The following is a 20,511-nucleotide window of genomic DNA, read 5'->3' on the forward strand; positions in this document are numbered from 1 at the left end:
TACGCGCCTTTATGGTGCGCTCATGCCCCAACTCCCCGATGTCGTGCTGTGGTCGATACCCGCCTTCGTACTGCTCACCGTCGTCGAGATGGTGAGTTACCGCTTTCACCCCGACGAGGACTCCGCCGGATACGGCGCCAAGGACACCGCCGCGAGCCTGTCGATGGGTCTCGGCAGTCTGGTCACCGACGCGCTGTGGAAGATCCCGATCGTCGCGATCTACTCCGGGCTCTACGCGTTGACCCCGCTGCGGGTGCCCGTCGAGTGGTGGACGCTGCCGCTGATACTGCTCGCGCAGGACTTCTTCTACTACTGGTCGCACCGCGGCCACCACGTGATCCGCGTCCTGTGGGCCTGCCACGTCGTGCACCACTCCAGCCGGAGGTTCAACCTTTCCACGGCGCTGCGGCAGCCCTGGACCAGCCTCACCTCCTGGCCGTTCTACCTCCCGCTGATCGCCCTCGGCGTGCACCCGGCCGCCCTCGCGTTCTGCGCCGCCGTCAATCTCGTCTATCAGTTCTGGATCCACACCGAACGCGTCGGCAAGCTGCCCGCCCCGCTGGAGTTCACCCTCAACACCCCCTCGCACCACCGCGTCCACCACGCCTCGCAGGGCGGCTACCTCGACCGCAACTTCGGCGGCATCCTCATCGTCTGGGACCGCCTCTTCCGCTCCTTCACCCCCGAGACCGCCGCCCCCGTCTACGGCCTCACCAAGAACATCGCCACCTACAACCCGCTGCGGGTCGCCACCCACGAGTACGCCGCCCTCGCCCGCGACCTCTCCGCCGCCCCCACGTGGCGCGCCCGCGCCGGCTACCTCTTCCGCGGCCCCGGCTGGCGCCCCGCGGACGCGGCCGGGCCGGCCCTGACGCCCGCCGCGCCCGACCTCGCGTCCAGCCCGTCCGGGGTGTGAGGACCCCGGGCCCACTGGCGTACCGTGGAGACGCCCCACCGACAACGAGCTGACCAGCGAGGACACCGCCATGCGCGCCACCGTGATCCAGGCACCCCACGACCTCAGGGTGGAGGAGGTGCCGGACGCGAGGATCCGGCGGCCCGGCGACGCGGTGGTCCGCGTGGTGCGCGCCTGCATCTGCGGAAGCGACCTGTGGGCGTACCGCGGCGAGTCGGCGCGCAAGCCCGGCCAGCGGATCGGCCACGAATTCCTCGGGGTGGTCGAGGAGACCGGCGCCGAGGTGGCGGGGCTGCGCCCCGGCGACCTGGTGGTGGCGCCCTTCGTGTGGTCGGACGGCGTGTGCGCGTACTGCGTCGAGGGCCTGACCACGTCGTGCGTGCACGGCGGCTTCTGGGGCTCGATCGGCGAGGAGGGGCAGTCCGACGGCGGCCAGGGCGAGGCGGTCCGGGTGCCGTACGCCGATGCCACGCTGGTGAAGCTGCCCGCGGCGGCGCTCTGCGACGAGCGGCTGCTGACCGCCCTGCTGTCGCTGTCCGACGTGCTGGGCACCGGCCACCACGCGGCGGTCGGCGCGGGCGTGCGGCCCGGCGCGACGGTGGCGGTGGTCGGGGACGGCGCGGTCGGCCTGTGCGGGGTCCTGGCCGCGAAGCGGCTGGGCGCCGAGCGGATCATCGCGCTCGGACGGCACGCGTCGCGCACCGACATCGCGCGGGACTTCGGCGCCACCGACGTGGTCGCCGAGCGCGGCGACGAGGCCGTGGCGGCGGTACGTCAACTGACCGGCGGCCAGGGCGCGCACGCGGTGATCGAGGCGGTCGGCACCGAGCAGTCGATGCGCACCGCCGTCGGCATCACCCGCGACGGCGGCGCGATCGGCTACGTCGGCGTCCCGCACGGCAGCGGCACCGGTCTCGACCTCGGCGAGATGTTCGACCGCAACATCACCCTGCGCGGCGGCGTCGCGCCCGTCCGCACGTACATCCCGGAACTGCTCCCCGACGTGCTGGACGGCACCGTCGACCCGTCCCCGGTCTTCGACCTGACGGTCGGTCTTGAGGACGTGCCGAAGGGCTACCGCGCGATGGACGAGCGCACCGCCCTCAAGGTGCTGGTGAAGCCCTGAGGGCGGTACGCGTCCGGTAACGGCCGTGCGTGCGGGGCGTCTTGGCGGGCGCTACCGGGTGACGGCGTTCAGCGCGTCCACGATGCCGTGACCGTAGAAGCTGTTGTACGCCTTCGGCCCGGTGCAGGTGGCGTCCTGCGCGGGCCCGGTCGGGCAGCCGGGGTTGTTCGCCTCGATCTTGAGCAGCGCCTGGAGCTGCGCGGGCGAGGCGTGCGGGTGACGGCTCTTGATCAGTGCCGCGACCGCCGCCACGTGCGGGCTGGCCATCGAAGTGCCCTGGAGGTAGCCGTACTTGCCGCCGGGCAGCGTCGACAGGATGCGGCCGTTGCCGGACGGGGTGTCGGGGATCTGCCTGCCGTCGCCGCCGGGCGCGGCCACGTCGATCACGGTCAGGCCGTAACTGGAGTAGTACGACTTGAGGTTCTGGGCGCCGGTCGCGGACACCGTGACGACGCCGGGCAGTTGGGTCGGGAGGTCGAGGCACACGTGCGGGTCGACGGTGCGGGTGACCGCGGTGGAGTCGTCCGGGCTCGATGTGTCGGTCAGGGCGTGGGAGTTGAGGTCGTCGTCGCTGTTGCCCGCGGCGGCGACGTTCAGAACGCCCTTGCGCTCGGAGTACGCGGCGGCGCGTTGCACGGCGTCCACGATGGCCCGCTGGTCGGGGTCGCTGGGGCAGTTGTAGAGCCACGGGTCGATGTAGTAGCTGTTGTTGGTGACCGCGATGCCGTGGTCGGCGGCGAAGACGAAGGCGCAGACCACGCTCTCCGGGTAGAACAGCGCGGTGCCCGGCTCGCTGACCTTGATCGCCGCGATCTTCACACCGGGCGCGACCCCGGCCACGCCGATCCCGTTGCGCGCGGCGGCGATCTCACCGGCCACGTGGGTGCCGTGGTAGTCGGCCGCCGGGTCCCAGGGGTGCCACGCGCCCGGTGAGGTGTCGGCGACGCCGCCCACGCAGCTCGCGGACTGCTTGGCGGAGAAGTTCGCCGCCAGGTCGGGGTGGGTGTCGTCCACGCCGGTGTCGATGATGCCGACGGTCACCTTGGAACTGCCCGGATTGACCCCGGCCGCCTGGTCGGCCCGGATCGCCCGCAGGTCCCACTGGTCGGCCTCAAGCGGCTCCTGGCCGGGCGCCCGGTGCGCCGAGGCGGCGGCCACCTCGGCCGCGGTCAGCGTCCGTACCCCGCCCGCCTGCGTCGTCGCGGACGGCTCGATGGCGGCGGTCCTGGTCGCGCCCGCGCTCCGTACGGCGTGGACGCGCCGCAGCGTCGCGCCGAAGTCCGGGTTGGCCGAGTGTACGACGATGACGCCTATCCGGTCGTACGCGATCACCACCTGGCCACCCGCCCGCTCTATCGCGCGCTCCACCGACCGCTGCGTGCCGCGCCCGCCGTCGATGTTGACGACGTACGACAGCAACGGGCCGTCCGTGCGCGGCGGTTGAGAGCTGTGCGCGGCGGAGGAGGCGCTGGAGGCGGAGGAAGCGGAGGAAGCGGAGGAAGCGGAGGCCGGGGCGGCTCCGGGGAGTACGGCGAGGGCGGCTGCCGTCACCAGACCGAGACCGGCCGCGAGCGCGCGGCGGCGCCGGGGGAGGCCGGGAAGCGGAACCATGGGATCTCCAATCGTCCATCAACCGTGGGACGGCAGGGTCTGCCGTCCGACGTGTGCATGACGAAGGAAACTAGTGCCCAACGGCCGGTCAAAGAAGCGCAATTCCATGGATCGGTCGGAATTTCCCCGTGGCCGACGGCGGTTCAGCCATACCGGCGGCCGGATCGCAGCGCGGCGATGCTCAGCGGCGGCAGTTGGACCCGCCGCGCGTACCAGCCGGTGGGCGCGGCGGCGCCGGTTCCCGGCCGGGCGGCGGCCGGTGCCGTGAACAGATCGGCGGGCAGGTCGGCGGGCAGCCGTACGCTCCCGTACGGCCTGCGGGCCGGGAGTTGCGGCCGGTGCGACGGGGGAGGAGGGGGCGGGGGCGGAGGTGGGGTCATCGCGGCGAGTCCTCGGCGGTCCTGGGCGGCGGTCCCCGGCCGGCGGAGCGGCGGGGGGACGGTGACGGCGTGGTGGGCGCCGCCGGGCTGTCCAACGAACCGGCCGCGCCGCGGTGTCGGTGTGCGGCGCCCGGTGACCTGGTCGGAGGACACGGGCGGCCCGGCTGACGTGCGGACGCCGGACCGGACAGCGAGCCGACGGCGACCGGACGCCGAGCAGGTGTTTCAACAAACTGTTGTAAATTGGCGCCCGTCGCGTACGCTGCACCGACAGGCCCCCACCGCCCGGCGGCCCCGCCGGGTTGTCCGTGCGACGTCATAGGGTGGAGGAACGGCGGCGCGCCGAGCGCCCGCCGCAGGAGCGACGGCGCGCACAAGCGTCCAGGAGGGAGGCGGAGCCCGTGCTGATCGACACCTACGGCCGAGTGGCGACCGACCTGCGCGTCTCCCTCACCGACCGCTGCAATCTGCGCTGCACCTACTGCATGCCGGAGGAGGGCCTCCAGTGGCTGGCCAAGCCCGACCTGCTCACGGACGACGAGTTCGTCCGGATGGTCGGGATCGCGGTCCACGAGCTGGGCGTCACCGACGTCCGCTTCACCGGCGGCGAGCCGCTGCTGCGGCCCGGCCTGGTCGGCATCGTCGAGCGCTGCGCCGCCCTGGAGCCGCGCCCCCGGCTGTCGCTGACCACCAACGGCATCGGCCTGCGCCGCACCGCCGACGCGCTGCGCGCCGCGGGTCTCGACCGGGTCAATGTCTCCCTCGACACCCTGCGCCCCGAGGTCTTCCGCACCCTCACCCGCCGCGACCGGCACCACGACGTCGTCGCGGGCATGGCGGCGGCGGCCGACGCGGGCCTGACCCCGGTGAAGGTCAACACGGTGCTGATGCGCGGTGTCAACGACGACGAGGCGCCGGACCTGCTGGCCTGGGCCGTCGAGCGGGGATACGAGCTGCGGTTCATCGAGCAGATGCCGCTCGACGCGCAGCACGGCTGGCAGCGCACCGACATGGTCACCGCCGACGAGATACTCGACCGCCTGCGGACCCGCTTCACCCTGACCCCCGAGGGCGAGACGGTCCGCGGCTCCGCGCCCGCCGAGCGCTGGCTGGTCGACGGCGGCCCGGCCACGGTCGGTGTCATCGGCTCGGTCACCCGGCCGTTCTGCCGCGCCTGCGACCGGACCCGGCTCACCGCCGACGGCCAGGTCCGCAACTGCCTGTTCGCCCGCGAGGAGTCCGACCTGCGCGGCCCGCTGCGCTCCGGCGCCGACGACGTGCGGATGGCGGAGCTGTGGCGGGCGGCGATGTGGGGCAAGAAGGCGGGCTCGGGCCTCGACGACCCGGCCTTCCTCCAGCCCGACCGCCCCATGTCGGCCATCGGCGGCTGAACCGCCGCGCCCTGAGGCCCCTCGGAGAACCGCCGCTCCCGGAGCCCCGCGGAGCCCCCGTCGCGCCGCTACCGCTCCCGCTCTCCCCGCTCCCACTCCGCCAGCGGCACGACGTCCTTCAGGAACCCGCGCATCCCCAGGAACTGCGACAGGTGCTCGCGGTGCTCGTCGCACGCCAGCCACGTCTTGCGCCGCTCCGGCGTGTGGATCTTGGGGTTGTTCCAGGCCAGCACCCACACGGCGGGGGTACGGCAGTCCTTGGCCGAGCAGATCGGCTTCTCGTTCTCGTTCACAGTGTTCCCGGCATCGCTCACGACGCCCAGTAAACAGAACCGGCGCTGGACATGGCGACGCCGGGCAGCCACGGGGGGAGCCGCCCGGCGTCGGTCCGTCGCTCCGACGGGGGATGCGGAGCGCGTACGAAGTATGTCACGCGCTCAACCGTCCGTGGAGTGGAACTTCACGATTGATCTGAGCTTTTCTTGAGGTTCGGCGGCGCGGGTACCGGCACCGGCTCGCCGTAGCCCTCAGGATCGGACGGATCGCCCCTTTCGAGCATCGGCCTGGCCTGCGGAAGGACGAACGACGACGGCAGCGAGGGCACGTTCTCCCGGCCCGCGTTCGCGAACACCACCGCCACGTACGGCAGCAGCAGCCCGACCACGAGCATCCCCCAGGCCAGTACCCGCTCCACGTCCCAGAGCACCACGGTCAGGATCACCGAGAGGGTACGGATCGACATCGAGATGATGTACCTGCGCTGCCGTCCGGCCACGTCCTCGGTCAGACCGGTACGCGCTCCCGTGATCTGGAAGACCTCAGGCCCGCCCTGCTTCCGCATCGCGCTCCACCACCCGCTCGCTCCGCCGGACTCTCCTGAGCACGGGTCGGCACCCGGCCCGGCCTCACCACGGTACGCCGCGTACCGCCCGCCTTCGATAGCGGGGGCACCATCCGTGCGGCGCCGCTGTCGGGCCGTACGGCGGACGGCCCACTCGACATGCGGCGTAGCCGGAGCGGGCACAGACTGGCCGGACGAGTTCCGGGCGTACGCCGTCCGGACGCGAGGAGGCGAGTGACATGGGTTGGTTGTGGGCGATCATCGTCGGTCTGGTGCTGGGTCTGATCGCCAAGGCGATCCTCCCCGGCAAGCAGTCCCTGCCGCTGTGGCTCACCGTGATCTGCGGTATGGGCGGCAGCATTCTCGGCAACGCCGTGTCGACCTGGATCGGCGTCAACGACACCAAGGGCATCGACTGGACCCGGCACGTCCTGCAACTCATCGGCGCCGTCGTCGTCGTGGCGATCGGCGACGCCCTGTGGTCGATGTTCAAGGGCACGCGCAAGACCGCCGCACCGCGGTGACGCCCGCACCGCGGTGACGCTCAGCCCGTGGGGTGCCGCCGCAGCCACCGCGGCGGCACCCGGTCGGTCAGCCACACGCCGTTGGCGCTGATCCGGAAGACATGGCCCTCGGCGGCCAGCCCCCTGGCGTCCACCGCGAGCACCACAGGACGGCCGTGCCGTGACCCCACGCGCACGGCCGTCTCCACGTCCGCCGACAGGTGCACGTCCTGGCGGGACATCGGCCTGAGCCCCTCGGCCAGGATCAGCGGCGCCGTGGCGGAGGCCGTGCCGTGGTAGAGCACGTCCGGCGGCTCCGCGGCCTCCAGCCCCAGCCGTACGGCCACCGAGTGCCCCTGGCTGGCCCGTATCCGGCGGCCGTCCTCGCAGTACGCGAACCTCTTCTTGTCGTTGGTCGCCACCACATGGTCCAGCTCGGCCCGCGAGAAGCGGCGGCCCCTGGCGGCGCACGCCGCGATCAGCTCGTCCACGTCCACCCACCCGGCCTCGTCGAGAGTGAGGCCGACGCTGTCGGGCCGGTGCCGCAGCACCATCGACAGGAACCTGGAGATCCTGACCGTCTTCTTCTCGTCGGGCACGGGCGTCAGACCCCCTGGCTGACCGAACTCATGTTGAAGTCCGGAATCCGCAGGGCCGGGGCGGCGGCCCTGGTGAAGTAGTCGCTCCACTCGCGCGGCAGCGTCCGCTCGGTGCGGCCCGCCTCTGCGGCGCGGCCGAGCAGGTCCACCGGGGACTCGTTGAAGCGGAAGTTGTTGACCTCGCCGGTCACCTCGCCGTTCTCCACCAGGTAGACGCCGTCGCGGGTGAGGCCGGTCAGCAGCAGCGTGGCCGGATCGACCTCGCGGATGTACCACAGGCAGGTCAGCAGCAGACCGCGCTCGGTGGCCGCGACCATCTCCTCCAGCGACCGCTCGCCGCCGCCGTCCAGCACCAGGTTGTCGGCGGCGGGCGCAACCGGCAGGCCGGTCAGCCCGGCGCTGTGCCGGGTGGTGGTGAGCCGGGCGAGCGAGCCCTCGTGGATCCAGTTCACCGGCTCCACCGGCAGCCCGTTGTCGAACACCGAGGTGTCGTCGCCCGAGGAGTGCGCGATCACGAACGGCGCCGCCTCCAGGCCGGGTTCCGCCGGGTCGCTGCGCAGGGTCAGCGGCAGCGGCGACAGCTTCTCGCCGACCCGGGTCCCGCCGCCGGGCTTGCTGAAGACCGTACGGCCCTCGGCGGCGTCCCGGGCCGCGGCCGACCAGAACTGGTAGATCATCAGGTCCGCGACGGCCGACGGCGGCAGCAGCGTCTCGTACCGGCCCGCGGGCAGGTCGATCCGGCGCTCGGCCCAGACCAGCCGGCGGGCCAGGTCGGCGTCCATCGCCAGCGGGTCCACGTCGGTGAAGTCGCGGGTGGCCGCGCCCGCCCACGCCGAGCGCTTGCGGTCGGGGGACTTCGCGTTCACCTCAAGGGTGCCGGTCGGCTGGTCGTGCCGCAGCCGCAACCCGGCCGAGGTGCCCAGATACGTCGACGTCACGGAGTGGAAGGCGAAACCGTACAGCTCACGGCCGCCCGCCCGCGCCGTCGCGAACGCCTCGCCGAGCGCGGGCGCGAAGGACGCGAAGACGTCGGAGTTGGTCTCGGCGGGCCCGTCGGTGAAGGCCGCCGAGTGCGGCACGCCCGTCACCAGCGGCTGCGCGTCCTCGGCGGGACCGGCCTCGCGGGCCGCCGCCTCGGCCGCCCGTACCAGCGGCTCCAGCTCGTCGGCGGTCACGGCCGAGCGGGACACCACACCGGACGCGGTGCCCTCGGCGCCGTCCACGGTGGCGATCACCGTGAGGGTACGGCCGCGCGTGACGCCGTTGGTGGTCAGGGAGTTGGCCGCCCAGCGCAGATTCGCGCTGGACTCCTCCTGGGCGATCACCACGCAGCCGTCCGCGTTCGACAGCTCAAGCGCCCGCTCGACGATCTCGTGCGGCTTGGTCGTCACGCTGCTCATCGTCCGGCCTCCTGGGTGGTGTTGAGAATGCTGACGCCCCGGAAGAGGGCGGCCGGGCAGCCGTGGCTGACGGCCGCGACCTGGCCCGGCTGGGCCTTGCCGCAGTTGAAGGCACCGCCGAGCACATACGTCTGCGGGCCGCCGACGGCGTCCATCGAGCCCCAGAAGTCGGTGGTGGTGGCCTGGTAGGCGACGTCCTTGAGCTGGCCCGCGAGCCGCCCGTTCTCGATCCGGAAGAACCGCTGCCCGGTGAACTGGAAGTTGTAGCGCTGCATGTCGATGGACCACGAGCGGTCGCCGACCACGTAGATGCCGCGTTCGACGCCGCCGATCAGCTCCTCGGTCGAAGGGCCGTCGGGCGCGGGCCGCAGCGAGACGTTCGCCATCCGCTGCACCGGGACATGGCCGGGGGAGTCGGCGTACGCACAGCCGTTGGACCGCTCGAAGCCGGTGAGCTTCGCGATCCGCCGGTCGAGCTGGTAGCCGACGAGCGTGCCGTCCTTGATCAGGTCCCAGGACTGTCCCGCCACGCCCTCGTCGTCGAAGCCGACGGTGGCCAGGCCGTGCTCCGCCGTACGGTCACCGGTCACATTCATCAGCGGCGAGCCGTACTTGAGCGTGCCGAGCTGGTCGAAGGTGGCGAAGGAGGTGCCCGCGTACGCCGCCTCGTACCCCAGCGCGCGGTCCAACTCCGTGGCGTGGCCGATCGATTCGTGGATCGTCAGCCACAGGTTGGACGGGTCGACCACCAGGTCGTACGCGCCCGCCTCGACCGAGGGCGCGCGCATCTTCTCGGCCAGCAGCTCCGGGATACGGGCCAGCTCCGCGTCCCAGTCCCAGCCGTGGTCCGCGCCGGTCAGATACTCCCAGCCGCGGCCGACCGGCGGCGCGAGCGTGCGCATCGAGTCGAAGTCGCCGCTGTCGCCGTCGACGGCGACAGCGGTGAGCTGCGAATGGAGGCGGACGCGCTGCTGCGTGGTCGTGGTGCCCGCGGTGTCCGCGTAGAACTTGTTCTCCTGCACGGTCATCAGCGAGGCGTCCGCGTGGTCGACCCCGTCGGCCGCCAGCAGCCGGGCGCTCCACTCCGCGAGCAGCGCCGTCTTCTCCGCGTCCGGCACGTCGAACGGGTTGATGTCGTACGCCGACACCCACACCCGGTCCGCGTGCACCGGCTCGTCGGCCAGCTCCACCCGCTCCCGCGACCCCGCCGCCGCGATCACCTTCGCGGACAGCTTGGCCATCGCGACCGCCTGCGAGGCGACCTTGGCCGCCGCGTCCATCGTCAGGTCGACCCCGGAGGCGAAGCCCCAGGCGCCGCCGTGCACCACCCGTACCGCGTACCCCAGGTCGGTGGTGTCGGAGGTGCCCGACGGGCGCGCGTCGCGCAGCCGCCAGGTCGCGCCGCGCACCCGCTCCAGCCGGAAATCGGCGTGGTCCGCGCCCAGCGCGCGGGCGCGGGCCAGTGCGGCGTCGGCGAGTGCCCGCAGGGGCAGCGCCAGGAATGACTGATCGACCTCATGAGGCACGACGAACTTCCCCTTCGACCGGTTCGACAGGTATCCGCAGTGAATCATGTCCCGCAGACCGCCAGCGCGTGCTTTTCCGCAGGACGCGGCGTGTGCCGCGGCAGGCGGCCGGCGAATCGTCAGATGCCAATCCGTGCCGACACCTTGAGGTTGGTCCAGACCAATCTCTATGCTCATGACGCCGCCCTCACTCCTGTCCGCTGCACCACACTCCGCACGACGAGGAGCCCCCCACATGTCAGTACGCCGTAATGCCGCCGCGGTCGGCGCGGTCGGCGCCGCCGCCTTGACGATCGCCGCGCTCACGCCGGTGACCGCCAGCGCCCACGGCGCGCTCAGCGCACCGGTCAGCCGGATCTCCGGCTGCTTCGCCGAAGGCCCCGAACACCCCCAGTCGCAGGTCTGCAAGGACCTGGTCGCCGACAGCGGCACCCAGCCGCTGTACGACTGGAACGAGGTGAACATCGCCAACGCCAACGGCCAGAGCCGCACGATCATCCCCGACGGCCACCTCTGCTCGGCCAACCGCGACAAGTACCGGGCGCTGGACTGGGCCCGCACCGACTGGCCCGCCACCGCGGTCTCGGCGGGCACCACCACCGTCAACTTCCGTGTCACCGCGCCGCACAAGGGCACGATGACGCTCTACATCACCAAGGCCGGATACGACCCGACCAAGCCGCTCAAGTGGTCCGACCTGGACGCCACCCCGATCGCCGTCTACAACACCGTCGCCTCCGCGACGAACGGCTACTACACCTTCAACGCCACCCTGCCCAGCCGCACCGGCAGGCAGCTCATCTACCAGGTGTGGCAGCGCAGTGACAGCCCCGAGGCCTTCTACGGCTGCTCCGATGTCGTCTTCGGCCAGGGGGTACAAGCGGCGGCGGTCGCCGCGCCCCAGGCGCCGACCGACCAGCAGATCGCGGCCGGCGCGTCCAAGTCCACCGTCAGCCACCACGGTCACGGCGGCGACGTCGCCGTGACATCCACCACGGCGAAGCTCGCGACCAGCGACGTGACCGACAACCGCGCGGCCACCGGCACCCTGGAGACCGCCCTGTCCGGCAGTGCCGTTCTGGCGTCGGGCGCCGTGGGACTGCTGCTCTGGAGCCGCCGCAGGGCCGCCGCCCGCGCGAACGGCTGACCCATGGTTCTGTAGGAAACCCACAGGGACCACGGGAGCAGCCTGTCGGGGCCGATTCCCCGGATCGGTGCGAGGACCGATAGCTTTTCACGGAGAAACTCACGACTGAGGGAGTGATCCGTTGAGCCGCTCGGTTCTCGTCACCGGAGGCAACCGGGGCATCGGCCTCGCCATCGCGCGTGCCTTCGCCGACGCGGGCGACAAGGTCGCCATCACCTACCGCTCGGGTGAGCCGCCCGCCGAACTGGTGGCGCTCGGCTGCCTGGCCGTCCGCTGCGACATCACCGACCCCGAGCAGGTGGAACAGGCTTACAAGGAGATCGAGGAGAAGCACGGGAACGTGGAGGTGCTGGTCGCCAACGCCGGCATCACCAAGGACCAGCTCCTCATGCGGATGTCGGAGGAGGACTTCACGTCCGTCCTCGACACCAACCTCACCGGAACCTTCCGGGTCGTGAAGCGCGCGAACCGCGGCATGCTGCGGGCCAAAAAGGGCCGCGTCGTCCTGATCTCCTCCGTGGTCGGGCTGCTGGGCTCCGCGGGACAGGCCAACTACGCGGCCTCCAAGGCGGGGCTGGTCGGCTTCGCCCGCTCGCTCGCCCGTGAACTGGGCTCGCGCAACATCACTTTCAACGTCGTGGCGCCCGGTTTCGTCGACACCGACATGACCCAGGCGCTCACCGACGAGCAGCGCGAGGGCATCGTGGCGCAGGTGCCCCTCGGCCGCTACGCGAAGCCCGAGGAGATCGCCGCGACGGTGCGGTTCCTCACCTCGGACGACGCCTCGTACATCACTGGAGCCGTCATCCCCGTTGACGGCGGATTGGGCATGGGTCACTGAGAACATGAGCGGAATCCTCGACGGTAAGCGCATCCTCATCACGGGTGTGCTGATGGAGTCCTCCATCGCCTTCCACGCCGCCAAGCTGGCCCAGGAGCAGGGTGCCGAGATCATCCTGACCGCCTTCCCCCGGCCCACCCTCACCGAGCGCGTCGCCAAGAAGCTGCCCAAGCCGGTCAAGGTCATCGAGCTGGACGTGACCAACACCGAGCACCTGGAGCGTCTTGAGAAGGTGGTCCGCGAGGAGCTGGGCGGCCTCGACGGTGTCGTGCACTCCATCGGGTTCGCCCCCCAGGACGCCATGGGCGGCAACTTCCTCAACACGTCGTTCGAGTCCGTCGCGACGGCCATGCACGTCTCCGCGTTCTCGCTGAAGTCGCTCACCATGGCGTGCATGCCGCTCATGCCCGCGTACGACAGCGCCACCGGCGTGGGCGGCGGCTCGGTCGTCGGCCTCACCTTCGACGCGCAGTACACCTGGACCGGTTACGACTGGATGGGCCCGGCCAAGGCGGCACTCGAGGCCACCTCCCGCTACCTCGCCCGTGACCTCGGCCCGCGCAATGTGCGCTGCAATCTGGTCTCGGCCGGGCCGATCGGCTCCATGGCCGCCAAGTCCATCCCGAGCTTCGGCGAGCTGTCGGACACCTGGAACCACCTCTCCCCGCTGGAGTGGAACACCGCCGACCCCGAGCCCGCCGGGCGCGGTGTCGTGGCGCTGCTCTCCGACTGGTTCCCGAAGACGACCGGCGAGATCATCCACGTGGACGGCGGCCTGCACGCCGTCGGCGGCTGACCTCCCCGAGGACTGTGGCAGGGCCCCCGTACCGACCGGTGCGGGGGCTCCGCCGTGTACGGCCCTGCCAGGTCAGGCGGGTCAGGCAGGTCAGGCGGGTCAGGCGGGTCAGGCGGGTGAGGCGGGTCAGGCAGGCGAAGGCGGATCAGGGCGGGTCAGGCCAGCGCCGTGCCGAAACGGCAGTGGAAGGCGTGGTCGCGGGCCTCGGTCGCGGCGCGCTCCGGGTCGGCCGCGCGGATCGCGTCGACCAGCCCCGCGTGGTCGAGATGGTCCTCGGGCCGCAGGTCGGTGCCGACGTCGGCCCGCAGGAAGTCCCGCAGCACCTCGCCGAGGTCGGCGTAGAGCGCGGTGAGCACGTCATTGTGCGAGGCGGCCACCACCGCCAGGTGCATGGTCGCGTCGGCCTCGACGAACGACTCCGCGTCGCCCGACTCCCAGGACCGTTCGCGCCGGTCGAGCGCCGCGTCGAGCTGCGCCAGGTCGGCGTCGGTACGGCGCTGCGCGGCCAGACCCGCGGCCGTCCCCTCCAGCGAGCTGCGCAACTCGGCCACGTGCAGCGGGTCGGAGTCGGCGAAGCGCGCCCGCATCACCCCGGCCAGTTCGCTGGTGGCCACCACATAGGTGCCGGAGCCCTGCCGGATGTCGAGCAGACCGTTGTGGGCGAGCGCCCGCACCGCCTCGCGGACGGTGTTGCGCGCCACCCCCAGCCGCTCCACCAGCTCCGGTTCGGTGGGGATACGGGAGCCGACCGGCCAGGCGCCCGAGGTGATCTGGGCGCGGAGGCTGCCGATCGTACGGTCGGCGAGCGTGGTGTGCCTGGGCACTGGACCGAGATTCATCCCATCATTCTATGATGGGGGAATGCGTGACGACGAATCCCTCGCCCTCGACCCCGCCCGGACGCCGCTGACAGCCCCGCCGACGGCACAAACGACGGCACAGACGACGGCCCCCGTGACGGCCGCCGAACCCGTACAGGACACGGGCTCCGGCCTGGCCCCGGCCGCCGGCCCGGCCGCCGCCCCGGCCCAGGACCGTATCGGCACCGCACCCGGCACCGCACCCGCCGCCGGTCTCGCCGGGAACCCCTGGCTGCGCCGCCTCGTCGTCGCCGGTCTCGTCCTGGCCGCGCTCAACCTCCGCCCCGGCATCACCAGCCTCGGCGCCCTGCTCAAGGAGGTCCGCGACGGCCTCGGCATGAGCGGCACCATGGCGGGCCTGCTCACCTCCGTGCCCTCCGCGTGCTTCGCGCTCTTCGGCTTCGCCGCGCCGAGGCTGGCCCGCCGCCACGGCCCCGGCGCCGTGATCTGCGTCGGCATGGCCGCCATCACCGCCGGGCTCGCGCTCCGCCCCCTGGCCGGGAACACCGCGGTCTTCCTGGCCCTCAGCGCCCTCGCCCTCGGCGGCATCGCCGTCTCCAACGTGCTGATGCCGGTGATCGTCAAGCGCTACTTCCCCGACCGGGTCGGCGCGATGACCGGCCTGTACTCCATGGCCCTCTCCCTCGGCACCGCCCTCGCCGCCGCCGTCACCGTCCCCATGACCCACGCCATGGGCCACGGTTGGCGGCTCGGCCTCGGCGTGTGGGCCGCGCTGGCCGCCGTCGCCGTGGTGCCCTGGCTCGCGCTGTTCCGCGACCGCACGGGTGCGCCGCCCGCCACCGGCTCCCGGAAGGACGCCGCGGCCGTCAACACCGACGCGGTCCGGAAGAGTGACGCGGCGCGCACCGCGGACGGCGGCCACGGCCGTATCACCGGCAGCCGTACCGCCTGGGCGCTCGCCTGCTTCTTCGGACTCCAGGCCACCGCCGCGTACATCACCATGGGCTGGATGCCGCAGATCTTCCGGGACGCCGGACTGTCCGCGGGCAAGGCGGGGCTGCTGCTCGCGGTCACCATGGTGATGGGCGTGCCGCTGTCCTTCGTGCTGCCGCCGCTCGCCGCCCGGATGCGGGCACAGGGCCCGCTGGTCGTCCTGCTCGGCGCCTTCGGACTGGTCGGTTACGCGGGCCTGTGGGCCGCCCCGGCCGCCGCGCCGTGGGTGTGGGCGCTGCTGCTCGGCATCGCCAACTGCGCCTTCCCGCTGGCCCTGACGATGATCGGGATGCGGTCGCGGACCGGCGCGGGAGTCGTCCGGCTGTCCGCCTTCGCGCAGAGCACCGGCTATCTGATCTCGATCCCCGGACCGATCCTCGTCGGCACCCTCAACCAGGCCAGCGGCGGCTGGGGGCTGCCGATCGCCTTCATGATCGCGCTGATGGTGCCGCAGATCGTCTGCGGGGTGCTCGCCGGGCGCAGGCGACACATCGAGGACGAACTGTGACCCCGGTTCGGCGGCACCGCGGCCCGGTGCGAGACTGAACGCATGCCCGTACTCGAACCGAATCCCCCGCAGAGCCAGCGGCGCCTGCTGATCGTCTTCGGCCTCATGCTCGGCGTGCCCGCGCTGGTCGCCATCGTCGCCACCTTCGCCGCCCGGATGGGCTGACCGCCCCCGCCCACCGGCCCGTTCGGGCCACGACCCCGAGTCCGGGGGTGGGGACAACCCCACCTTCCCTAGGGGGCCAGGGTCAGGGTCAAGTGGGTGGACGGCCGGATGGGACCGCACGGCGCCCGCCCGTAGCGTCGAAGTGCAAGCAGACAACGGCACTTCGACGGTTTTCCACGGAGGCGGTCACCGTGACCACGCAGTCCCCGCACCTCTACTCCCGGCAGTCCCGGCAGGCCCGGCCCACCGCCGAGTCCGCCACGGCCGCCGGGTCCGCCGGGGCCGAGAAGTCCGGACGCGGGAACGCGTCGTCCGGAAACGCGTCGTCCGGGAATGTGCAGACGAGCCTGCCGTGGTGGGCCGTCGCCCTGCCCGCGCTCGCCTTCGCCGCGCTGCTCGCCCTCCTCAGCGGCGGCACCGCGGACGCCTCGACCGCGGCCTCCTCCGGCGACCTGCTCGGCCACATCGCCTCCTCGCTGCCGGACCTCGTCCAGCGCTTGCTGTGAGCCTCACCCCTGACCTCCCGCCGTACCCGCCCCGCCCCGCCCCCCCGTACGGCCTCTGACCTGCGCCCCCGGCGGCCCCCGCGGCGGTGGAGATGCACCATCCCGCGCCTCACAGCGGGTTTTCTGGAAAGCTGAAGGACATGACCGTCGATTCGACCCGCACGATCGTCCTTCTCCGCCACGCCAAGGCCGACTGGCCGTCGGTCGCCGACCACGAGCGGCCACTGGCCGATCGCGGCCGGCTGGACGCCGCTGCGGCGGGCCTCCGTTTCGCCGACGACGGCATCACCCCCGACGTGGCGCTGTGCTCCACCTCGGTCCGCACCCGCGAGACCTGGAAGCTCGCCGCGCACGAAATGCCGCACCGCCCCAAGACCGTCTACGAGGAACGGCTCTACGAAGCCTCGCTCGGCGATCTGCTCGCGCTGCTCACCGAGACCTCGGACGAGGTCGGCTCGCTGCTGCTGATCGGCCACAACCCCGGCATGCACGCCCTCGCCGACGCGCTCGCGGGCACGGCGGAAGGCGACACCGCGACCCGGATGACCCGCGGCTTCCCCACCGCCGCCTTCGCCGTCGTCACCTTCTCGGGCTCCTGGAAGTCCGTCGAACACGGCGTCGGCCGCCTGACCGCCTTCTGGGCGCCGCACGACTGACCGGTACGAGGCCCGCGCGGCCGGTACGAGCGCCGTAGCCGCTACGGGACGGCGCGAACCGGTGCGCGTGCGTACGGATACGTATCGGTGCCCGGCCCGGCGCGGGAATTGCCGCGGTCAGAGCGTCGGTACGCCGTCCAGCGCGTCGGCGGCCTCGATCTCCTCGCGGGTGATGCCCAGCAGATACAGCACGGTGTCGAGGAAAGGTACGGTCACGGCGGTGTCGGCCGCCTGGCGTACGACGGGCTTGGCGTTGAAGGCGACGCCGAGCCCGGCCGCGTTCAGCATGTCCAGGTCGTTCGCGCCGTCGCCGATCGCGACGGTCTGGCTGAGCGGCACCCCGGCCTGCTCGGCGAAGCTGCGCAGCAGGCGCGCCTTGCCCGCCCGGTCCACGATCGGGCCGACGACCTTGCCGGTGAAGCGGCCGTCCACCACTTCGAGGGTGTTGGCCGCCGCGAAGTCCAGGCCGAGCCGCACCTTCAGGTCGTCGGTGACCTGGGTGAAGCCGCCGGAGACCACGCCGACCTGGTAGCCGAGCCGCTTGAGCGTACGGATCAGGGTGCGCGCGCCGGGTGTGAGCCGCACCTCGGAGCGGACCTTGTCGACCACGGACGCGTCGAGACCGGCCAGCAGCGCCACCCGCGCGTGCAGCGACTGTTCGAAGTCCAGCTCGCCGCGCATCGCGGCGGCCGTCACCGCGGCGACCTCGGCCTCGCAGCCCGCGTGCGCGGCGAAGAGCTCGATCACCTCGTCCTGGATGACGGTGGAGTCCACGTCCATCACGACCAGCCGCTGCGCCCTGCGCTGGAGACCGGCGGGGACCACGGCCACGTCGATGCCGAGCGCCGCGGCCTCGACCGAGAGCACCGAGCGCAGCACGCCGGGCTCGGCGCCGGAGACGGCGAACTCCACCGCCGTCACCGGGTACTTGGCCAGCCGGAAGATGCGGTCGATGTTGCCGCCCGCGTTGGTGATCAGGGCGGCGGTGGCCGCGGTCGACTCGGCGGTCAGCGGGCGGCCGAGCACGGTGACATGCGAACGGCCCTCGCCGCGCGGCCGGTTGTCGCCGGTGCCGGAGATGATCTCCGCCTCCATGCCGATGGACTCGGCCCAACTGTGCACGGTGGAGCGCAGTTCGCCTTCGAGGCCGGGGGAGGGCGCCGTCACCAGGGCGCACAGCACTATCCGGCCCCGCGTGACGACCTGCTCGATGTCCACCACGTCCACCCGGAAGGCGGCGAGCGTGTCGAAGAGCCCGGCGGTGATGCCGGGGCGGTCCTTGCCGAAGATCTTGACCAGAATGGTGGGCGCGTCCGCCGGCGGAACGGCGGCGACAGGCGCGGTCTGCGAGACGTCGTTCATGGTGCTCCCACCGTAGCCGCCCCGCCCGGCCCGATGATCGGCCGTCTCGGGTGGCGGACCGGCCCCAAGACCGCGGGGCCGTCTCGTGTGGCGGACCGGCCCCAAGACCGCGGGGCTCGCCTTCAGCAGCGGGGAAGTGGAGAAGTCGAGGAGCGGAGTGGCGGCGCGGTGCGGCTGCGCGGGCCCAGGTTTTTCATGGCGCGGGCCTCGCCTTCAGGAGCAGGGGGGCGCCGCGGTGCGGCTGCGCGGGCCCAGGTTTTTCATGGCGCGGGCCTCGCCTTCAGGAGCAGGGGGGCGCCGCGGTGCGGCTGCGCGGGCCCAGGTTTTTCATGGCGCGGGCCTCGCCTTCAGGCGCAGGGAGCGGCGCGGTGCGACTGCGCAGGACCAGGCTTTTCAGGGGCTCGGGGAACTGCGCGACCAGCGCTCGCGGTGGCGAGCTGTGAACACCGCCCTCATGGGGCGGACGATGTTCGCTTTCGGGCCGCGAGCCCGGGGGTGCGGGGCCCCGCAGATCCCCGCACCCCCCGGCGGACGCCGGCTCAGCGGGGCCCGCGCGGCGCGGCAGGCGGCGGGGGAGGCGGCGGCTCCGGCCACTTCTCCTCCGGCCGACCCGAAGCCCCGGCCCCGCCGGAGCCGCCTCGCGGCCGACGGAAACCGGGCGGCGGCGGCCCCGCGATGGTCGGCGCGGCGTCCACCCCGCCAGCCTGCGGAGTCTTGTACGGGTTCGGCTCGTCACCGGGCCGCGGCCCGGCGTAAGGATTGGGCTCGGCACCGCCCCCCGCGTAGGGGTTCGGCTCGGCACCGCCCCCCGCGTAGGGGTTCGGCTCCTCGCCGCCCCCGGCGTACGGGTTGGGCTCCTCCCCGTCCTCCGGACGGTAGACCGGGCTCGGCAGATACGGTCCCGCCCGATAGGCCAGCTCCGGATACGTACGGCCCGCGTCGTCGCCCCCGGCGGAGGCGGACACGTGCACGCCCTCCTCGGCGCCCGGCGCCGGACCGCCGCTGTCGTAGGCGCCGTCACCCGTATCGGGAAGCGCGCCCCGGCCCGGCCGGGCCAGCGCCGCGACCTGCTGTCCCGCCGCCCCGGTGGCCAGCGCGAGCAGCGCGCCCACCGCGCCCATGCCCGCGCCCCAGACGGCGCCGAGCAGCAGTCCCAGCGGGAGGCTGCCGTGCAGGTCGACCCCGGCGCCGACGGCGTCGAAGCCGAAGACCGACAGATTCGCGTTGACCTTCACCTTGCTCAGATGCGACAGCAGCGGCAGCGCCACGGCCGTGACCAGACCGAGCCGCACCGCGCACCGTCCGACGAAGCCGCCCTTGGTGGCACCGTCGAGCGGAGTGCGGGTGGCGGCGAGCGCGCCCGCGAGCAGCATCATCACCGCGATGGCGACCGGCAGCAGCCAGACCCGGCCGTCGAGTTCGGCCAGCGCGCCCGGTGTGATCGTCTTGCCGGAACCGCCCGCCAGCAGCTTGTCGACGGGATCGGGCAGGAACGAGGTCAGCGGCCCCGACGCCTGCCCCTTCCACGGCACGAACAGGCCGAGCGGTACCGCGAGCCATACGCCGTTGGGCGCGCCGATCAGCGCCGCGCCCATGATCCGGCCCGGTTCGTCGCCGGTCAGCGCCGCGTAACAGGCCGCCGCGTCACCCGCGAGCACCGCGACCACCATGACGACGGTCAGCGCGGACACGGCGGGCCGTACCGCGCGGTGCGCGCCCTCCCATCCGGCCGGGAGCGGTGTCCTGCGCGAGGCGAGCAGCGCGATCAGCAGCACGCCGAGCACCCACACCAGGCCGCCCGCCAGGGTCCGCCCGGTGGCGACCTGGAAGGTGATCGACGCCTTGGTCTGGATCAGCCCCTGCAACCCGTCGGTGAGGCCGCCGCTGATCTTGCCCACGCCGGGCAGCTTGCTCAGCAGGTCGTCCGTGGTGCCCTTGGACGGGCCGAGCGCGGCGCCGTCGATGGCCACCGTGTCCTGCCCCGCCCAGGCGAGACCGCCGAGGACCGCCAGGAACAGCACGGCGGTCGTCACGACCCGCGCCGCCAGTTCGCCGACACCGACCGTCGGACCCGCCCTGCGCAGCGAGCGCAGGAACACCCACGACAGCAGCAGCGCGCCGACCAGTGCCACACCCAGCGGCGCGATACCGATCGCACCCTGCGTCTGCGATCCGCTCAGTCCGAACGCGCCGACGTCACCGCCCGGCCGCACCTTGCCGCCCACCGCCATCGCGACCACGGCTGCCGTCATCGGCCCCAGTGATCCGGCGGTATCCGCGCCCAATAGATGTAAGGCGAGAGCGGCGGTGCCCGCCATCGCCAGGAACGCCCAACTCACCGACGCCACAGCGGCGAGCATGACGCTCGTCCAGGGCGTGGTCCGTGCACTCATCCCGACCCCCGAGGCCGTTCGTCCCCCCAT

The 20,511-nt window shown here is 72.6% G+C and carries 21 protein-coding genes; 11 read left to right on the top strand and 10 right to left on the bottom strand.

The genetic code is table 11. The features are described 5' to 3' along the window. The first annotated feature begins 22 nt into the window (after window positions 1-22). Window positions 23-916, top strand: a complete 894-nt coding sequence (locus ACFZBB_RS21645; protein ID WP_391124624.1) for a sterol desaturase family protein — start codon at window positions 23-25, stop codon at window positions 914-916. Between the two features lie 70 nt (window positions 917-986). Beyond that, complete coding sequence (locus ACFZBB_RS21650) at window positions 987-2,042, top strand: zinc-binding dehydrogenase (RefSeq protein ID WP_391124627.1); 1,056 nt, start codon at window positions 987-989, stop codon at window positions 2,040-2,042. Between the two features lie 51 nt (window positions 2,043-2,093). Here the strand turns inward: ACFZBB_RS21650 and ACFZBB_RS21655 are convergent, their stop codons facing one another. After that, window positions 2,094-3,653 carry a S8 family serine peptidase gene (locus ACFZBB_RS21655; protein WP_391124630.1) on the bottom strand — a complete coding sequence of 520 codons (1,560 nt, stop codon included), beginning with the start codon at window positions 3,651-3,653 and terminating at the stop codon, window positions 2,094-2,096. A 143-nt stretch (window positions 3,654-3,796) separates the two neighbouring features. Then, the gene (locus ACFZBB_RS21660) at window positions 3,797-4,033 is read right to left on the bottom strand and encodes a hypothetical protein (protein ID WP_391124632.1); all 237 of its coding nucleotides are present in this window, start codon (window positions 4,031-4,033) and stop codon (window positions 3,797-3,799) included. Window positions 4,034-4,434: 401 nt separating this feature from the next. On the opposite strand from ACFZBB_RS21660, the gene moaA reads away from it, so the two are divergent. Then, window positions 4,435-5,424, top strand: a complete 990-nt coding sequence (moaA, locus tag ACFZBB_RS21665) for a GTP 3',8-cyclase MoaA (protein ID WP_391124635.1) — start codon at window positions 4,435-4,437, stop codon at window positions 5,422-5,424. Between the two features lie 68 nt (window positions 5,425-5,492). Here moaA and ACFZBB_RS21670 read toward each other — a convergent pair whose 3' ends face one another. Together ACFZBB_RS21670 and ACFZBB_RS21675 are read right to left on the bottom strand one after the other, a co-directional pair. Next, window positions 5,493-5,738 (bottom strand): hypothetical protein, encoded by a 246-nt coding sequence (locus tag ACFZBB_RS21670; protein WP_391044209.1) that lies wholly within the window; start codon window positions 5,736-5,738, stop codon window positions 5,493-5,495. Window positions 5,739-5,884: 146 nt separating this feature from the next. After that, window positions 5,885-6,265, bottom strand: coding sequence for a DUF3099 domain-containing protein (locus ACFZBB_RS21675; RefSeq protein WP_391124638.1), 381 nt, complete (start codon window positions 6,263-6,265; stop codon window positions 5,885-5,887). A 239-nt stretch (window positions 6,266-6,504) separates the two neighbouring features. On the opposite strand from ACFZBB_RS21675, the gene ACFZBB_RS21680 reads away from it, so the two are divergent. Further along, complete coding sequence (locus tag ACFZBB_RS21680; protein WP_355333683.1) at window positions 6,505-6,789, top strand: GlsB/YeaQ/YmgE family stress response membrane protein; 285 nt, start codon at window positions 6,505-6,507, stop codon at window positions 6,787-6,789. Window positions 6,790-6,809: 20 nt separating this feature from the next. Here the strand turns inward: ACFZBB_RS21680 and ACFZBB_RS21685 are convergent, their stop codons facing one another. Genes ACFZBB_RS21685 through ACFZBB_RS21695 form a run of 3 tightly spaced genes read right to left on the bottom strand, consistent with a single transcriptional unit; the run spans window position 6,810 to window position 10,293 of the window. Continuing rightward, window positions 6,810-7,367, bottom strand: coding sequence for an RNA 2'-phosphotransferase (locus ACFZBB_RS21685; RefSeq protein WP_391124641.1), 558 nt, complete (start codon window positions 7,365-7,367; stop codon window positions 6,810-6,812). Between the two features lie 5 nt (window positions 7,368-7,372). Continuing rightward, window positions 7,373-8,767, bottom strand: a complete 1,395-nt coding sequence (locus ACFZBB_RS21690) for a metallopeptidase TldD-related protein (RefSeq protein WP_391124644.1) — start codon at window positions 8,765-8,767, stop codon at window positions 7,373-7,375. Continuing rightward, window positions 8,764-10,293, bottom strand: a complete 1,530-nt coding sequence (locus ACFZBB_RS21695; protein ID WP_355333678.1) for a TldD/PmbA family protein — start codon at window positions 10,291-10,293, stop codon at window positions 8,764-8,766. Before ACFZBB_RS21695 ends, ACFZBB_RS21690 begins: the two co-directional genes overlap by 4 nt. Before the next feature lie 235 nt (window positions 10,294-10,528). On the opposite strand from ACFZBB_RS21695, the gene ACFZBB_RS21700 reads away from it, so the two are divergent. The 3 genes from ACFZBB_RS21700 (at window position 10,529) to fabI (ending at window position 13,077) form a co-directional block, all read left to right on the top strand. Continuing rightward, window positions 10,529-11,440 (top strand): lytic polysaccharide monooxygenase, encoded by a 912-nt coding sequence (locus tag ACFZBB_RS21700; protein WP_391124647.1) that lies wholly within the window; start codon window positions 10,529-10,531, stop codon window positions 11,438-11,440. 121 nt (window positions 11,441-11,561) lie between these two features. Beyond that, on the top strand, window positions 11,562-12,281 hold the full coding sequence (gene fabG / locus ACFZBB_RS21705; protein WP_188281889.1) for a 3-oxoacyl-[acyl-carrier-protein] reductase: 720 nt from the start codon (window positions 11,562-11,564) through the stop codon (window positions 12,279-12,281). A gap of 4 nt (window positions 12,282-12,285) precedes the next feature. Next, the gene (fabI, locus tag ACFZBB_RS21710; protein ID WP_391124650.1) at window positions 12,286-13,077 is read left to right on the top strand and encodes an enoyl-ACP reductase FabI; all 792 of its coding nucleotides are present in this window, start codon (window positions 12,286-12,288) and stop codon (window positions 13,075-13,077) included. Between the two features lie 155 nt (window positions 13,078-13,232). Here the strand turns inward: fabI and ACFZBB_RS21715 are convergent, their stop codons facing one another. Further along, on the bottom strand, window positions 13,233-13,916 hold the full coding sequence (locus ACFZBB_RS21715; RefSeq protein ID WP_391124653.1) for an FCD domain-containing protein: 684 nt from the start codon (window positions 13,914-13,916) through the stop codon (window positions 13,233-13,235). 22 nt (window positions 13,917-13,938) lie between these two features. Between ACFZBB_RS21715 and ACFZBB_RS21720 the strand changes: the two genes are divergently transcribed. From ACFZBB_RS21720 to ACFZBB_RS21735, 4 genes are all read left to right on the top strand, one after another. Further along, a complete protein-coding gene (locus ACFZBB_RS21720; RefSeq protein ID WP_391124656.1) occupies window positions 13,939-15,399 on the top strand; it encodes a CynX/NimT family MFS transporter in 1,461 nt (486 codons plus the stop codon). A 42-nt stretch (window positions 15,400-15,441) separates the two neighbouring features. Further along, complete coding sequence (locus ACFZBB_RS21725) at window positions 15,442-15,564, top strand: SGM_5486 family transporter-associated protein (RefSeq protein ID WP_262928365.1); 123 nt, start codon at window positions 15,442-15,444, stop codon at window positions 15,562-15,564. Window positions 15,565-15,755: 191 nt separating this feature from the next. Then, window positions 15,756-16,070: a hypothetical protein gene (locus ACFZBB_RS21730; RefSeq protein ID WP_391124659.1), complete on the top strand. Its 315-nt coding sequence runs from the start codon at window positions 15,756-15,758 to the stop codon at window positions 16,068-16,070. Between the two features lie 140 nt (window positions 16,071-16,210). Continuing rightward, window positions 16,211-16,726: a histidine phosphatase family protein gene (locus tag ACFZBB_RS21735; protein WP_391124661.1), complete on the top strand. Its 516-nt coding sequence runs from the start codon at window positions 16,211-16,213 to the stop codon at window positions 16,724-16,726. 117 nt (window positions 16,727-16,843) lie between these two features. Here ACFZBB_RS21735 and serB read toward each other — a convergent pair whose 3' ends face one another. Both serB and ACFZBB_RS21745 read right to left on the bottom strand, forming a co-directional pair. Further along, window positions 16,844-18,088: a phosphoserine phosphatase SerB gene (gene serB / locus ACFZBB_RS21740; protein WP_355333662.1), complete on the bottom strand. Its 1,245-nt coding sequence runs from the start codon at window positions 18,086-18,088 to the stop codon at window positions 16,844-16,846. Window positions 18,089-18,627: 539 nt separating this feature from the next. Next, on the bottom strand, window positions 18,628-20,481 hold the full coding sequence (locus ACFZBB_RS21745; RefSeq protein WP_391124664.1) for a streptophobe family protein: 1,854 nt from the start codon (window positions 20,479-20,481) through the stop codon (window positions 18,628-18,630). Window positions 20,482-20,511 lie beyond the last annotated feature (30 nt).

The organism is Streptomyces sp. NPDC008139, assembly GCF_042957025.1.
Lineage (GTDB): Bacteria > Actinomycetota > Actinomycetes > Streptomycetales > Streptomycetaceae > Actinacidiphila.

What these genes read in the sequence shown, in the direction of transcription:
- ACFZBB_RS21645 (WP_391124624.1), top strand. Translation starts at nt 23, where the DNA reads ATGCCCCAACTCCCCGATGTCGTGCTGTGGTCGATACCCGCCTTCGTA.
- ACFZBB_RS21650 (WP_391124627.1), top strand. Translation starts at nt 987, where the DNA reads ATGCGCGCCACCGTGATCCAGGCACCCCACGACCTCAGGGTGGAGGAG.
- ACFZBB_RS21655 (WP_391124630.1), bottom strand. Translation starts at nt 3,653, where the DNA reads ATGGTTCCGCTTCCCGGCCTCCCCCGGCGCCGCCGCGCGCTCGCGGCC.
- ACFZBB_RS21660 (WP_391124632.1), bottom strand. Translation starts at nt 4,033, where the DNA reads ATGACCCCACCTCCGCCCCCGCCCCCTCCTCCCCCGTCGCACCGGCCG.
- ACFZBB_RS21675 (WP_391124638.1), bottom strand. Translation starts at nt 6,265, where the DNA reads ATGCGGAAGCAGGGCGGGCCTGAGGTCTTCCAGATCACGGGAGCGCGT.
- ACFZBB_RS21680 (WP_355333683.1), top strand. Translation starts at nt 6,505, where the DNA reads ATGGGTTGGTTGTGGGCGATCATCGTCGGTCTGGTGCTGGGTCTGATC.
- ACFZBB_RS21690 (WP_391124644.1), bottom strand. Translation starts at nt 8,767, where the DNA reads ATGAGCAGCGTGACGACCAAGCCGCACGAGATCGTCGAGCGGGCGCTT.
- ACFZBB_RS21700 (WP_391124647.1), top strand. Translation starts at nt 10,529, where the DNA reads ATGTCAGTACGCCGTAATGCCGCCGCGGTCGGCGCGGTCGGCGCCGCC.
- fabI (WP_391124650.1), top strand. Translation starts at nt 12,286, where the DNA reads ATGAGCGGAATCCTCGACGGTAAGCGCATCCTCATCACGGGTGTGCTG.
- ACFZBB_RS21715 (WP_391124653.1), bottom strand. Translation starts at nt 13,916, where the DNA reads ATGAATCTCGGTCCAGTGCCCAGGCACACCACGCTCGCCGACCGTACG.
- ACFZBB_RS21720 (WP_391124656.1), top strand. Translation starts at nt 13,939, where the DNA reads ATGCGTGACGACGAATCCCTCGCCCTCGACCCCGCCCGGACGCCGCTG.
- ACFZBB_RS21725 (WP_262928365.1), top strand. Translation starts at nt 15,442, where the DNA reads ATGCCCGTACTCGAACCGAATCCCCCGCAGAGCCAGCGGCGCCTGCTG.
- ACFZBB_RS21735 (WP_391124661.1), top strand. Translation starts at nt 16,211, where the DNA reads ATGACCGTCGATTCGACCCGCACGATCGTCCTTCTCCGCCACGCCAAG.
- serB (WP_355333662.1), bottom strand. Translation starts at nt 18,088, where the DNA reads ATGAACGACGTCTCGCAGACCGCGCCTGTCGCCGCCGTTCCGCCGGCG.
- ACFZBB_RS21745 (WP_391124664.1), bottom strand. Translation starts at nt 20,481, where the DNA reads ATGAGTGCACGGACCACGCCCTGGACGAGCGTCATGCTCGCCGCTGTG.